Below are 12,228 nucleotides of genomic sequence, written 5' to 3'. Positions count from 1 at the left end.
CCATGGCTCAACGCGCCATTCCCTGCCTGATGATGCGCGGCGGTACCTCCAAGGGCGCGTATTTCCTGGCCACTGACCTGCCGCAAGACCCAGCCCTGAGGGACCAGGTATTGCTCGCGGTGATGGGCTCTCCCGATCCGCGTCAGATCGACGGGATCGGCGGCGCCGACTCGCTCACCAGCAAGGTGGCGATCATCGGCCCGTCCGAGCGCGCCGATGCCGATGTGGATTACCTGTTCGGCCAAGTGGTGGTAAACGAGCCCCGGGTGGACTACGGCCAGAACTGCGGCAATATTCTCGCCGGCGTTGGCCCCTTCGCCATCGAGCGCGGGCTGGTGGCGGTTACCGGTGACATGACCCTGGTGCGCATTCACATGGTCAACACTGGGCAGATCGCCATTGCTCAGGTCCCTACCCAGGGCGGCGAGGTGTGCTATGAAGGCGCCGCGCGCATCGACGGCGTACCCGGTACCGCCGCGCCGCTGCTGGTTGAATTCACCGACGTTGCCGGCTCCAGCTGCGGCAGCTTGCTGCCTACTGGCAATGCCGTGGACACCTTCGATGGCATTGAGGTGACCTGCATTGATAACGGCATGCCGGTGATCGTGATGCGCGCCAGCGACCTGGGCGTGACCGGTTACGAAACCCCCGCAGAACTGGACGCAAACGACGCCCTCAAGCGCCGCATCGAGGCCATACGGTTGCAGGCCGGACCGTTGATGAACCTGGGCGATGTCAGCCAGCGCACCGTGCCGAAGATGTGCCTGGTGGCGGAGCCGCGTGACGGCGGCGCCATCCATACCCGCAGTTTCATCCCTCACCGCTGCCATGCCTCCATCGGGGTATTCGCGGCCGTAAGCGTGGCGTCGGCCTGCCTGCTCGAAGGTGGCGTCGCCCGGCAGCTTGCATTCGTCCCAGTGGGTGATCGGCCGCTGCTGTCGGTGGAACACCCCGGTGGCGAGTTCACGGTAGAGCTGCACCTGGACAACGGCCAGATCGCCGGCTGCGGTTTGCTACGCACGGCACGGCTGCTGTTCGACGGAAGGGTGCAGATACCCCGGGGGGTGTGGCTGTAAACCTGTGCAAATGCATCACATGCAGTACCCACCGCGAAACACAAAAACAAAACGCGAAGGTCCTTCAATGAAAATGCTTGGCAAGCTGTACATTCAGGTATTGATCGCCATGGTCCTGGCCATTGCGCTGGGGTTACTGGCGCCCAGCGTGGCCGTGAAAATGCAGCCGCTGGGCACCGCGTTTATCGCCCTGCTCAAGATGCTGCTGGGGCCGATCATCTTCTTCACGGTAGTGCGCGGCATCGCCCACATCGGCGACTTCCGCCGGCTGGGGCGGATCGGGGTAAAAACCCTGGTGTACTTCGAAGTGGTCAGCACCCTGGCCATGATTGTCGGCTTCGTGGTGGTCAGCCTGGTTCAACCCGGCGCCGGGCTGCACGCCAACCTCGATGGCAACCTGGCCCACGCAGTGCCCAAGCTGGCGGACAGCCAGTTCAACACCGTGGACTTCTTCCTCGCGATCATCCCAAAAACCCTGGTGTCCGCGTTCACTGGTGATCAGATCCTTCCGGCACTGTTCGTCTCGGTGTTGGTGGGCATTGCCCTGGCCGCCTGCGCCAAACCGGACTGGATCGGCCTGCGCCTGCTCGACGAGGGCCAGACCGTCGTGTTCAAGCTGCTCAGCTACATCATGCGGCTGTCGCCCCTGGGCGCATTCGGCGCCATGGCGGCGGCGGTTGGCAGCTACGGTCACTCCACCCTGCTGTATCTGTTGCGCTACATCCTCACCTACTACGCCAGCGTGCTCATCTTTATCTTCCTGATCCTGGGCAGCGTGGCGGCACTGGCCGGGTTGTCGCTGTTCAAGATCCTCAAGATCATCAAGGAAGAAGCGATCATCGCCATGGGCACCGCGTCCAGCGAAGCCGCCTTCCCGCGCCTGGTGACCAAGCTGGAGAAAGCCGGCTGCGACGAGGCCGTGGTTGGCTTTGTGTTGCCAGCCGGTTACAGCTTCAATATCGACGGTGCCTGCATTTATATGGCCTGCGGGTTGGGCTTCCTGGCCCAGGCGACCGACACCCCACTGTCCATCGGCCAACAGCTGAGCCTGCTGGGGGTGATGCTGCTCACCAGCAAGGGCGGTGCCGGCGCCGCCGGTGGCGCCGTGATCAAGCTCGCCGCCACGCTGCAATCGGTGAAGCTGCTACCCGACGGCGCCATTGGCCTGCTGTTTGGCATCGACCGGGTGCTTGCCATTGCCACTTCCACCGTGAACGTGATCGGCAACAGCGTGGCGGTGTTCGTGATCAGCCGCTGGGAAGGCCTGTTCGATCGCGACCGCTTCGAAGCCTGCGCCCGTGACGCCGGCGCGCCCCAACTGCAAAGCCCCGCCGAAGCCCCAATGCCCCTGCAAGAGGAATTGAAATGAGCACTGCTACCCTGCCCCGTATTGCGTTGATCGGCTTCGGCGAAGCCGGCGGTATCCTGGGCACCGACCTGGCCGCCCAGGGCGTGGCGGTCAGCACCTACGACCGTCTGGTGCTGGAGCCGTCCACCCGTTCGCTGCTCGAAGCCCGTGCCGCCGGCGCTGGCGTGCGCCTGGCCGAAAGCGCGGCCGAGGCCGTTGAAGGGGCTACCTGGGTGATTTCAGCGGTGACCGCAGGCTCTGCGCTGGACGTCGCCCGCGCAGTGGCACCGGTGTTGGACTCAGCCCAGTTGTTTATCGACATCAACTCGGTGGCGCCCAATACCAAGCGCGCCGCGCGCGAGTTGATTGAAGCCACAGGTGCCGGCTATATCGACGCCGCGGTGATGGCACCGGTGCCGCCGAAACGGCTGAAAACGCCGATCCTGCTCGGCGGCGCTCAAGCGGCGGCATTGGTGCCGGAGCTGACGCAGCTGGGCTTCAACGTGCGCGCGGTGAGCGAGGAGATCGGGGTAGCTTCGGCGATCAAGATGTGCCGCAGCATCATGATCAAGGGCCTGGAAGCCCTTACCGCCGAATCCATGGCCACCGCGCGCCGCTACGGCGCCGAAGAAGAAGTACTGCGCTCGCTGCACCAGAGCTTTCCGCAGATGGGCTGGAACGACCAGCAGCCCCACTACCTGATCAGCCGGATCGCCGAACATGGCCGCCGCCGCGCCGAGGAAATGGAAGAAGTGGCCAAGACCGCTGCCGACGTGGGCATTACTCCGCACATGAGCCAGGCGACCGTGCTGGCGCAGCGTGGGCTGGTGGACGCCATGGCGGCGCAAGGCCTCAACTATGCGGCGCTGGAGCCCTTCGACTGGACCCGCCTTGCTGACACGCTCGCGCACCGCGGGTAGCGCCTCGTACCGTCAAGCTTGCTATAGTTCCCCCGCCTGCGCCGACCTGACGCATCCGGGGGAAACATGAAAGACATCGCTATCGTGCTGTATCCAGACATGCTCATGCTGGACATGGCCGGGCCGGTGGAAGTGTTTTCCATAGCAAACCGCTACCTGGGTGAGGACCAGCGCTATCGCATTTCTACCCTTGGCACCACTGGCACTTCGGTGCGTGCCTCCAACGGCATTACCTTGCAGGCCGACCTGCCTCTGAGCGACGCGCCTACCGCCTGGGACCTGCTGCTGGTGCCCGGTGGGCCGGGTGCCTATAACGACCGGCATGAAACCGCCGTACCCTGGTTGCGCGAAGCTGCCCGAGCGTCACGGCGCCATGGGTCGATCTGCACCGGCGCGTTTGTGCTGGGCGAGGCTGGCCTGCTCGACCACCGCCACGTCACCACGCACTGGCACTACATCAGCCGCCTGAAGCAGCGTTTCCCCCGGGCCGATATCGAAACCGACAAGATTTTCGTGAAGGATGACGAGTTGCTGACCTCGGGCGGCGTTACGGCGGGTATCGACCTGGCGCTTTCGGTGGTGAGCGAAGACCACGGCCGGCAGATCGCGCTGGATGTGGCCAAGGTGCTGCTGGTCGTCATGCAGCGCCAGGGCGGGCAGGCGCAGTTCAGCCCACTGGTGGCTGCGCTGGCCAAGGAGGATTCACCCATCGCCCGAGTGCAGAACTACGTGCTCGAGCACCTCGAGGAGCCATTCTCCGTCGAACGTTTGGCGGGCCTGGCCGCTCTGAGCCCGCGCCATTTCGCCCGGCTGTTCAGCCGGGAGGCCAATACTACCCCCATGGACTTCGTGCAGCGGGCCCGGGTAGACCGTGCCCGCCAGCTGCTCGAGAGCAGCGACCTGCCGCTCAAGACCGTGGCTTTTCGCAGCGGCTTCGGCAGCACGCGCCATATGCGGCTGTCCTTCAGCGAGCGGCTGGGGCTTACCCCGGACCAGTATCGGCGGCAGTTCACTTAGCGGCCGCGGGGCCCAATGGCCGTATTGGGCCCCCGGTTGGCCGTTTTACGTCCCTCTTGCCGATAACGGCCCGCGCGGCAGCTGCCACCATTACCCGAACGGAACGACCGCGCTCCTTCGGAGGACCATCATGTCGGCGTCTGTCGCCTGGGCGCTGCTTGCCACTCGCGCAAGCGGCGCCTGCCTTTTGTTATTGATGTATGGCTGGCCGGCAATGAGTGGCTGGTACGAGTTCCTGGACACAAGCTCGGCCCCCATGGCGCTAAGCAACGCGCTGGCCCTGAGCCTGGGGCTGTTCACGAGCGCCCTGTGCCCCTGCCTGGTAGCGCTGGGCCTGTGGCCACGATGGGCTGCCGCGGCCGTGGTCGGGTGGCTGGGTACACTGCTGGCCTGCGGCGAAGCACACCTCAGCGTCACTACCCTGGCGGTGCTGTTCGCCGTGCTCGCCTTTACGGGCGCAGGGCCGTTCACGCTGCCCAACGCCCTTGGTTGGCGGCGCCAGGTCGGTGATTCGTCCAGCGCTCCATCGCAGCGCCAACGCTCAACCGCGACCGCCAGGCACTGAGGGCGCGGCCGCGCACGGCCGATCCATATGCTATCGTCTGGGCCAATTGCCCAGGCCGTGCATGCGCACGGGAGGTAGCCCGTTGCCCGCCATTCGCAATCCCGTGCGTCGCAAATTTTTTGCCCTGTTGGGCTTCTCGGCACTCAACTGGGCCGGCATGAGCATCGCAGTGGCCTATGGCTGGGCACGAGCGGAAGCCTTGGGCCCGTCGGCGCGGTTCTGGTTGCACGGCGGCGCCACCCTTTGCGTGCTGTTGCTGCTGGGTTGGGTGTACCTGTTTCTCACCCTGCGCCGCGCGCTGCTACAACGCTCGAACCTTCTCAACCAGTATGCCTTCGAAGCCGAGCACGACCCGCTCACGGGCCTGATCAACCGACGCGGCTTCAACCTCCACCTGGACCTGACCTTGGCCCATGCTCGGCGGGAGCAGCGGTCCGTGACCCTCTTGTACCTTGACCTTGATGGCTTCAAGGCGATCAACGATCGCCATGGCCATGCCACGGGCGACCGGCTGTTGCATAGCCTCGCCGAGCGCTGGCAGGACACCGTACGCGATGACGAAGCCTTGGCCAGGCTGGGTGGGGATGAATTTGCGCTGTTGGCCTACGGTAGCGGCCCCGGTGTAGAGGTACTGGCGCAGCGGCTGATCGACCTCGCCGTGGGCCCGCTGCTGGAAGACCATCCCGACAGCCTGGTAGGGGTGAGTATCGGCATGGCGGTGTTCCCTGACCATGGCGATGACCGCCGCAGCCTGATCAATGCCGCCGACCGCGCCATGTACGCCGCGAAAAGCCAAGGCAAGCGGTGCTTCTGTTGGGCGCAATGAACGGGTACCTCCCATAGGGTGCGAGGCCATCAGCGCCGGGCATAAAAAAGGAACTCCAACCGGCGCGGCTGGCTCAACCCAGTGACCGCCCACAGGAGTTACCCATGGCCCGAATTAACCGTTTCGCCCTTTGCGCCGCCGCAGCACTGGTCAGTAGCCTCACCCTGGGCCAGGCCGCGATTGCCGCCCCCACCTATAAACTGGAAAAAGTCGCCGAGTTCGATCATCAGGTAACAGGCGTCACGGCCAGTGAAAGCGGGCGGATGTTTGTGAACTTCCCGCGCTGGACCGAAGACACCGAAACGTCAGTGGCCGAACTGCTGCCCAATGGCGGTCTCAAGCCCTTCCCCGATGCCAGCTGGAATGCCTGGCGCAACGCGCGACAGGACAGCATGACGCCAGGCGACCACTGGGTGTGCGTGCAATCGGTGGTGGCCGACAAGCGTGGCAGCCTGTGGGTGATCGACGCCGGGGCGCCGGCCCAGGCCCAGGTGGTGCCGGGCGCGCCCAAGCTGGTGCAGATCGACCTGGCCAGCAACCGCGTGGCCAAGGTGTACCCTTTCGGCCCGGATATCGCGCCTCAGGGCAGCTATCTCAACGACGTGCGCCTGAGCCCGGATGGCAAGTTCGCCTATATCACCGACTCCGGCACCAGCGGCGCAATCGTTGTGCTGGACCTTGAAACCGGCAAGGCGCGGCGCGCGCTCGATGGCGCCCCCAGCACCCAGTTCGAGAAAGGCGTGATGGTCAAGGTGGACGGCAAGCCGTTGCAGCGCCCGGACGGCCGCGGCGTGCAGTTCTCGGCGGACGGCATCGCCCTGTCGGCCGACGGCGGTACGCTCTATTGGCAGGCCGTGAAAGGCAACACGCTTTACAGCATCGACACCGCCGCCCTGCGTAGCGCCAACCTTGCCGAGCTTTCCGGCAAGGTGCACACCGTGGGCGAGAACGGCCCGGCCGACGGATTGTTGCTCGATGCCGAGGGCCGGCTTTATATCAGCTCCGTCGAGGATCACTCGATCAAGGTTCGCCAGGGCAGTGAGGTGAAGGTATTGCTCCAGGACAAGGACATGCGCTGGCCGGATACCTTCACCCAGGGCCCGGACGGCACTGTATACGTGACCGATTCTCGGATACCCGACATGAGCTTCTACAACCCGAAACAGGGCCCTGCCCTGGAAACCACGCTGTACAAGATCACCGCCAAGGACTGACCGACCGCTGCTTCAGGCACACCCACAGGCCAATGTCGGGTTGGCCGCTACGCCGGCTGGCGTGCTCAAGGCAAAGCCTTCATCCAGCCAGCCGGTGATCCCGCCGAGCATTTCCTTGACCGCGAAGCCCAGTGCAGCCAGGCGCACCGCAGCCCGATGTACGCCGTTGCAGTGAGGGCCAGCGCAGTACACGACGAAGAGCGTACCCGCGGGGTACTCCGCCAGGCGTTCGCGGGTAAGCGTGCGATGCGGCAGGTTGATCGCACCCGCAATATGGCCGGCGGCAAAAAGGTCGGTGCTGCGCACGTCCACCAGCACGTAGTCCACCTCCCCGGCTTGCTGGCTGGCGTACACGTCCGAGCAATCGGTTTCGTACGCCAGGCGGTTACTGAAATGCATCAACGCAACGGAGGGCAACGCGGCGGGCGTGTGGCTGACGAGGCTTGGCATGGTGTGTCTCCAGGGTTCTGAGGCGCCTACTGTATTTCCATCGGCACTCCGGCTACAGTGGCGGCTTCGACATCCATCGGTAAGTTTCCGCCAATGAACACTTCCCCCGGCCTTGTCGCAATCCTGGCTTATGACGGCCTTTGCACGTTCGAATTTGGCATCGCTGTCGAGATCTTTGGCCTGGCGCGCCCGGAATTCGATTTCCCCTGGTACAGCCATCGCATCGTGGCCGCTGACAGCGGACCAATGCGCGCGATGGGAGGTATCCAGGTCATCGCAGACGTGGGCCTGGACGCACTGGCCCAGGCGAATACCGTGGTGATTCCGGGCTGGCGCAGCCGCGACGAGCGCCCGCCAGCGGCCTTGCTCCATGCCATTCAAGCCGCCCATGCGCGGGGAGCCCGGCTGGTGTCCATTTGCTCCGGGGTATTTGTATTGGCGGCCGCTGGGCTGCTCGACGGCCAGCGGGCCACTACTCACTGGCGCTATACCGACGAGCTGGCCGAGCGTTACCCCGCCATCGAAGTGGACCCGGACGTGTTGTACGTGGACGCCGGGCAGATCATCACCTCGGCAGGCAGTGCCGCCGGCATCGATGCCTGCCTTCACTTGGTAGCCCGGGACTTTGGCACGGCGGTGGCCAACAGCGTGGCGCGTCGGCTGGTGATGGCCCCGCAGCGGGCCGGCGGCCAGTTGCAGTTCATTCCGGCGCCAGTGGCGCGCAACAGCCGCAACGACCTTGCCCAGGTACTGGACTGGGCCCGGCAGCAACTGCATAAACCCCTCAGCGTGGCGGCCATGGCCGATCGTGCGCTGATGAGCGAACGCACCTTCTTGCGGCGTTTCACCGAAACCACTGGCCTGACGCCCAAGGCTTGGCTGCAGCAGTCACGGCTGGCGCTGGCGCGAGAACTACTGGAAGGGACCACGCTGCCGCTGGAGCGGCTGGCCGAGCGCTGCGGGTTCGGCTCCATCGAGAGCTTGCGCCTGGCGTTCCGCAAGCACAGCGGCCTGGCCCCCTCGGCCTACCGAGAGCGGTTCGGCAAGGCACGGGGGCCCTCGATACCTACGCCTGGGGCTGAAGCTTTACCTTGATCCAGCCAGTATCGTGGCGATCGAATGCCTCGAAGGCGCCCACGGCGTCGGTCAAGGGCTCGGCCTGGCTGAGCACCTTGGCGGGGTCCACGCGGCCAGCCAGGGTCAGTTCGATCAGCTTGGGAATGTATTTGCGGTGATGGCAATTACCCATGTTGAGGGTAAGGTTCTTGTTCATGGCCGCCCCGATGGGGAAGGTATCGAACCCTGGCGGGTACACGCCGATGATCGACAGCGTGCCGGCTTTCGCCAGCCCTTCGATGGCCCATTGCAGTGCTTGCGCGGGCGCATCGCCCGGTTGCCATTGGGCGTGGGTATGGCTGTGGTCGCCGTGTGAATGGTTCGCGTCGATGCCCACGGCGTCGATGGCACGGTCTACGCCTATGCCTGACGTGAGCCGCTGCAAAGTCTCGACGGGGTTCTCTTTCTCGAAGTCGATAATCTCAGCGCCCAGTTCGCGGGCGCGCTCCAGGCGGTCGGGCAAGCCGTCGATGGCGAACACCCGCCCGGCCCCCATGAGCTTCGCGCTCACGATGGCAAACAGGCCCACCGGCCCGCAGCCAAACACCGCCACGCTGTCGCCGTCCTTGATCTCGGCCATCTCTGCGCCGAACCAGGCGGTAGGGAAAATATCCGACAGAGCAATGGCCTGGTCGTCACTGATGGCATCGGGGAGTTTGATCAAGCCGATGTTGGCGTAAGGGATGCGTGCTTTCTCGGCCTGCAACCCATGGAATGGCCCCGTGGCCTTGGGCCCGCCGAAGAATGACGTGCCTGCCGACTTGCCGTTGGGATTGGCCACATCGCATTGAGCGAAATACCCCGCCCGGCAGTAGGAACAGTTACCGCACGCGATGGTGGACGGAATCACCACACGGTCCCCGACCTTGAGGTTTCGCACGTCGTCACCCAGCGCTTCCACAATCCCGACGCCTTCATGGCCAAGAATGGTGCCCGGCTGCATGTCGGGAAAACTGCCGCGAATAAAATGCAGATCAGTGCCGCAGATGGCCGATGCGGTGAGGCGCACGATGGCGTCTGTGGGTGCTTGCAATTGCGGGTCCGGGACATCGTCCACACGGATGTCGCCCTGGCCGTGAAATACGACTGCTTTCATGAGTCACCTCCTTCGAAGCGGATGATCGAAAACACGTTTCGGTAGAGGCGAAGCGCGCCCGCGGAGTTTGAAAAAAACCGCACACCGCAGACCGATGGTCGGTTCACAAACAGGGAACGCGAGGGCGCGTTCACCGGTCGGTTGAAGTGAGCCTGGCGAGGCCTGTAGAGCGGCTCGCCTGCCAACCCTGAAGGAGAAGTTGATGAATATTTATAAAACTGCCATGGCTGGCCTGGTTCTGGCCACGTCGCTGGCAACCGCAAGTGCATACGCCGAAGACACTGCAAAGGAAAAGAAAGACACCGGCGTGCATACCGAGATCCGCTCTGGCGCGGCCGAAACCCCTGCGGACGTGAAGGGCAAAGGCGGTGGCATCCTGGACATGGGCCCCGTGAAGCAACGCCCGGAAGATCAGAAATCCGGGAAATCGGAGAAAATGTACGACAACCAGTACGAAACCGATCGCACCAAGAAAAAGGCCGAGTGACCTGAGCCCTGCCCGGGCTCTCGAACGCGTTCGTAGCGATATCTGGCAAATGGCCTAAGCTTGCAATCAGGCCGCCCGGGGCGAGGCGGCCAGCTGTAAGGCTGTGCCGCCCATACGCTCCGAATACGCAGCCTCAGCGATGAGGCAGCACATTCGGATCGGCCACCGGATCTACCCAGTCTTCCGGGCGCTTGTCGCTGTCGGGAGGCCCGCTTGGCACTGGCGCTTGCGCAGGCGTCACGGGGTCAGGGTTACCCGGTACCGCAGCGGGGTCAGCAGAGGGTTGCAGTGGGTCCGGCATGGCGGCGCGCTCCAATATGGCTTGGTATGAAAAGCCTGTTTTCGGGAGACCGTTGCCCCCTGCCCACGTTCAATCTTCGATGGAGCATTACCCGTTTCGCTGCGGTCTAGGAGTACTACCGCCCGAAACATGAGGTAATACAATGCCCCGCCTCCAGCCGTCGCTCGCATTGGGTATCACCCTCCTGGCCTTGCTGGTGGTGCTGCTGGGCGCCTATACCCGGGTGACCGGTGCTGGCCTGGGCTGCCCGGATTGGCCGGGGTGTTATGGCGAAATTGGCGTACCAGATGGGGCGCCCGGAGCCGTACAGGCCTGGACTGAAATGGTCCACCGTTACGTTGCGGGGAGCTTGATGGTGCTGGTCACCCTCCAGGCCTGGCTCAGCTGGCGCCGCTACGGCTGGCGTGAGCCCGCCGCTTTGATACTGCTGGCGGTGGTCACGTTCCAGGCGATGCTGGGGATGTGGACAGTCACCCTCAAGGTATGGCCGCAGGTCGTGACCCTTCACTTGTTGGGCGGCGTCACTACGCTTTGCCTTGCCTACCTTCATTTTCGCCGGCTGCAAGCCAATGCACGCCCAACAGGCAGCCCGCCCCGCTTGCGCCACCTCGCATGGCTGGGGCTGTTGGCCGTAGGCGTTCAAATTGCTCTGGGCGGCTGGGTAAGCACCAATCACGCCGGCGCTATCTGCCCCTCGATGCCGGGGTGTGGCGCGGTGGCCTGGGCCGCACTGGACTTTTCCAATGCCCTGCAGCTGGGCCAACCCGTGGGGCCAAGCTACCTTGCCGGTAACCTTGGCCTGAACGAGCGCGCTGGGCTGCACATGCTGCACCGCCTCGGCGCGGTGGCGTTGCTGGTGATCCTGGCCGCGCTTGCCTGGGGCTTGTATCGCCGCGGCCTGCGCCGCCCGGCAGTGGCGATAGTGCTCGCTGGCCTGGGCCAGGCCGTGCTCGGCCTGCTCAGCGCCCTGCTTGCCACCCCTATTGCCTTGACCCTGGCGCATACCGGAGGCGCCGCTGTGCTGGCGCTGCTCTTGGTGGAAGTGAACCACCGCCTCAACCTTGCCGCGCAGGCAGCCGACCGAGGCGAAGCGCCCGCGCGCTGGCTGCCGCGGCCTTCGCTGCTGCGCGACGCACCGTGACCGGCGGCGCCCATGGGACAGATATTCTCGCGCGGCGCGGACCTGTGGCTTCGCCTTGGGCTGCTCGGACTGTTCGGTGGGCTGGCAACGGTATTTCTGTGTGCCACGCTGCTGGCACGCTCGGATTACGCCACGCTGCGCGGGTGGACCATCGACCAGCCGGTGCCCTTCTCACACCAGCATCACGTAGGCGGCCTCAAGCTCGATTGCCAGTATTGCCATACCAGCGTGGCCACCAGCGCGCAGGCGACGCTGCCGCCCACCGAAACCTGCATGACCTGCCATTCTCAGGTGTGGACCAACGCCGACCTGCTGGAGCCGCTGCGCCAGAGCCTCACCCGCAATCAGCCGCTGCACTGGAACCGCGTGGCGCAGTTGCCCGATTACGTGTACTTCCATCACGACGTGCATGTGACTGCGGGCGTGGGCTGCGTGGAATGCCACGGCCGGGTGGACACCATGCCGCTGATGCGCAGGGCCGAGCCGTTCCAGATGCAATGGTGCGTGGACTGCCACCGGGACCCGGCGCCACGTTTGCGCCCCCGCGAGGCGGTCACCCAGATGGACTGGCAAACCCGCGAAGACCGTCGCGAACTGGGCCAGCGCCTGCTGCGCGAGTATCACATCGATACCCGCGACCTGACCTCTTGCAGCGTTTGCCATAGGTGAAG

The 12,228-nt window shown here is 64.7% G+C and carries 14 protein-coding genes; 11 read left to right on the top strand and 3 right to left on the bottom strand.

Annotation, left to right across the window (positions count from 1 at the left end):
- The first annotated feature begins 2 nt into the window (after positions 1-2).
- From G7016_RS05465 to G7016_RS05435, 7 genes are all read left to right on the top strand, one after another.
- Positions 3-1,076: a 4-oxalomesaconate tautomerase gene (locus tag G7016_RS05465; protein ID WP_181111834.1), complete on the top strand. Its 1,074-nt coding sequence runs from the start codon at positions 3-5 to the stop codon at positions 1,074-1,076.
- A gap of 67 nt (positions 1,077-1,143) precedes the next feature.
- Positions 1,144-2,445, top strand: a complete 1,302-nt coding sequence (locus G7016_RS05460) for a cation:dicarboxylate symporter family transporter (protein ID WP_181111833.1) — start codon at positions 1,144-1,146, stop codon at positions 2,443-2,445.
- Positions 2,442-3,344, top strand: a complete 903-nt coding sequence (locus G7016_RS05455) for an NAD(P)-dependent oxidoreductase (protein WP_181111832.1) — start codon at positions 2,442-2,444, stop codon at positions 3,342-3,344. Before G7016_RS05460 ends, G7016_RS05455 begins: the two co-directional genes overlap by 4 nt.
- A 66-nt stretch (positions 3,345-3,410) precedes the next feature.
- Complete coding sequence (locus tag G7016_RS05450; RefSeq protein ID WP_181111831.1) at positions 3,411-4,361, top strand: GlxA family transcriptional regulator; 951 nt, start codon at positions 3,411-3,413, stop codon at positions 4,359-4,361.
- 130 nt (positions 4,362-4,491) lie between these two features.
- Positions 4,492-4,926 (top strand): hypothetical protein, encoded by a 435-nt coding sequence (locus G7016_RS05445; protein ID WP_181111830.1) that lies wholly within the window; start codon positions 4,492-4,494, stop codon positions 4,924-4,926.
- 82 nt (positions 4,927-5,008) lie between these two features.
- The gene (locus G7016_RS05440; RefSeq protein ID WP_181111829.1) at positions 5,009-5,752 is read left to right on the top strand and encodes a GGDEF domain-containing protein; all 744 of its coding nucleotides are present in this window, start codon (positions 5,009-5,011) and stop codon (positions 5,750-5,752) included.
- Between the two features lie 104 nt (positions 5,753-5,856).
- Positions 5,857-6,966 (top strand): L-dopachrome tautomerase-related protein, encoded by a 1,110-nt coding sequence (locus G7016_RS05435; protein ID WP_181111828.1) that lies wholly within the window; start codon positions 5,857-5,859, stop codon positions 6,964-6,966.
- A 12-nt stretch (positions 6,967-6,978) separates the two neighbouring features.
- Here the strand turns inward: G7016_RS05435 and G7016_RS05430 are convergent, their stop codons facing one another.
- Positions 6,979-7,416: a rhodanese-like domain-containing protein gene (locus tag G7016_RS05430; protein WP_181111827.1), complete on the bottom strand. Its 438-nt coding sequence runs from the start codon at positions 7,414-7,416 to the stop codon at positions 6,979-6,981.
- A 93-nt stretch (positions 7,417-7,509) separates the two neighbouring features.
- On the opposite strand from G7016_RS05430, the gene ftrA reads away from it, so the two are divergent.
- Positions 7,510-8,511, top strand: coding sequence for a transcriptional regulator FtrA (ftrA, locus tag G7016_RS05425; protein ID WP_181111826.1), 1,002 nt, complete (start codon positions 7,510-7,512; stop codon positions 8,509-8,511).
- Here ftrA and G7016_RS05420 read toward each other — a convergent pair.
- Positions 8,483-9,628: a zinc-dependent alcohol dehydrogenase gene (locus tag G7016_RS05420; protein WP_181111825.1), complete on the bottom strand. Its 1,146-nt coding sequence runs from the start codon at positions 9,626-9,628 to the stop codon at positions 8,483-8,485. The genes ftrA and G7016_RS05420 overlap by 29 nt on opposite strands.
- A 202-nt stretch (positions 9,629-9,830) precedes the next feature.
- Between G7016_RS05420 and G7016_RS05415 the strand changes: the two genes are divergently transcribed.
- Positions 9,831-10,115, top strand: coding sequence for a hypothetical protein (locus G7016_RS05415; protein WP_181111824.1), 285 nt, complete (start codon positions 9,831-9,833; stop codon positions 10,113-10,115).
- Positions 10,116-10,248: 133 nt separating this feature from the next.
- Here G7016_RS05415 and G7016_RS05410 read toward each other — a convergent pair whose 3' ends face one another.
- Positions 10,249-10,416 carry a hypothetical protein gene (locus G7016_RS05410; protein WP_181111823.1) on the bottom strand — a complete coding sequence of 56 codons (168 nt, stop codon included), beginning with the start codon at positions 10,414-10,416 and terminating at the stop codon, positions 10,249-10,251.
- Between the two features lie 142 nt (positions 10,417-10,558).
- On the opposite strand from G7016_RS05410, the gene G7016_RS05405 reads away from it, so the two are divergent.
- Positions 10,559-11,557, top strand: coding sequence for a COX15/CtaA family protein (locus G7016_RS05405; RefSeq protein ID WP_181111822.1), 999 nt, complete (start codon positions 10,559-10,561; stop codon positions 11,555-11,557).
- A gap of 12 nt (positions 11,558-11,569) precedes the next feature.
- Complete coding sequence (locus G7016_RS05400) at positions 11,570-12,226, top strand: cytochrome c3 family protein (RefSeq protein ID WP_181111821.1); 657 nt, start codon at positions 11,570-11,572, stop codon at positions 12,224-12,226.
- The last annotated feature ends 2 nt before the right edge of the window (positions 12,227-12,228 follow it).

Origin of the sequence: Pseudomonas japonica (assembly GCF_013522925.1) — a bacterium.
Taxonomy (GTDB): Bacteria; Pseudomonadota; Gammaproteobacteria; order Pseudomonadales; family Pseudomonadaceae; genus Aquipseudomonas; species Aquipseudomonas japonica_A.
This window is presented reverse-complemented; position numbering and strand designations above follow the sequence as displayed.

What these genes read in the sequence shown, in the direction of transcription:
- G7016_RS05465 (WP_181111834.1), top strand. Translation starts at nt 3, where the DNA reads ATGGCTCAACGCGCCATTCCCTGCCTGATGATGCGCGGCGGTACCTCC.
- G7016_RS05460 (WP_181111833.1), top strand. Translation starts at nt 1,144, where the DNA reads ATGAAAATGCTTGGCAAGCTGTACATTCAGGTATTGATCGCCATGGTC.
- G7016_RS05455 (WP_181111832.1), top strand. Translation starts at nt 2,442, where the DNA reads ATGAGCACTGCTACCCTGCCCCGTATTGCGTTGATCGGCTTCGGCGAA.
- G7016_RS05450 (WP_181111831.1), top strand. Translation starts at nt 3,411, where the DNA reads ATGAAAGACATCGCTATCGTGCTGTATCCAGACATGCTCATGCTGGAC.
- G7016_RS05445 (WP_181111830.1), top strand. Translation starts at nt 4,492, where the DNA reads ATGTCGGCGTCTGTCGCCTGGGCGCTGCTTGCCACTCGCGCAAGCGGC.
- G7016_RS05435 (WP_181111828.1), top strand. Translation starts at nt 5,857, where the DNA reads ATGGCCCGAATTAACCGTTTCGCCCTTTGCGCCGCCGCAGCACTGGTC.
- G7016_RS05430 (WP_181111827.1), bottom strand. Translation starts at nt 7,416, where the DNA reads ATGCCAAGCCTCGTCAGCCACACGCCCGCCGCGTTGCCCTCCGTTGCG.
- ftrA (WP_181111826.1), top strand. Translation starts at nt 7,510, where the DNA reads ATGAACACTTCCCCCGGCCTTGTCGCAATCCTGGCTTATGACGGCCTT.
- G7016_RS05420 (WP_181111825.1), bottom strand. Translation starts at nt 9,628, where the DNA reads ATGAAAGCAGTCGTATTTCACGGCCAGGGCGACATCCGTGTGGACGAT.
- G7016_RS05415 (WP_181111824.1), top strand. Translation starts at nt 9,831, where the DNA reads ATGAATATTTATAAAACTGCCATGGCTGGCCTGGTTCTGGCCACGTCG.
- G7016_RS05410 (WP_181111823.1), bottom strand. Translation starts at nt 10,416, where the DNA reads ATGCCGGACCCACTGCAACCCTCTGCTGACCCCGCTGCGGTACCGGGT.
- G7016_RS05405 (WP_181111822.1), top strand. Translation starts at nt 10,559, where the DNA reads ATGCCCCGCCTCCAGCCGTCGCTCGCATTGGGTATCACCCTCCTGGCC.
- G7016_RS05400 (WP_181111821.1), top strand. Translation starts at nt 11,570, where the DNA reads ATGGGACAGATATTCTCGCGCGGCGCGGACCTGTGGCTTCGCCTTGGG.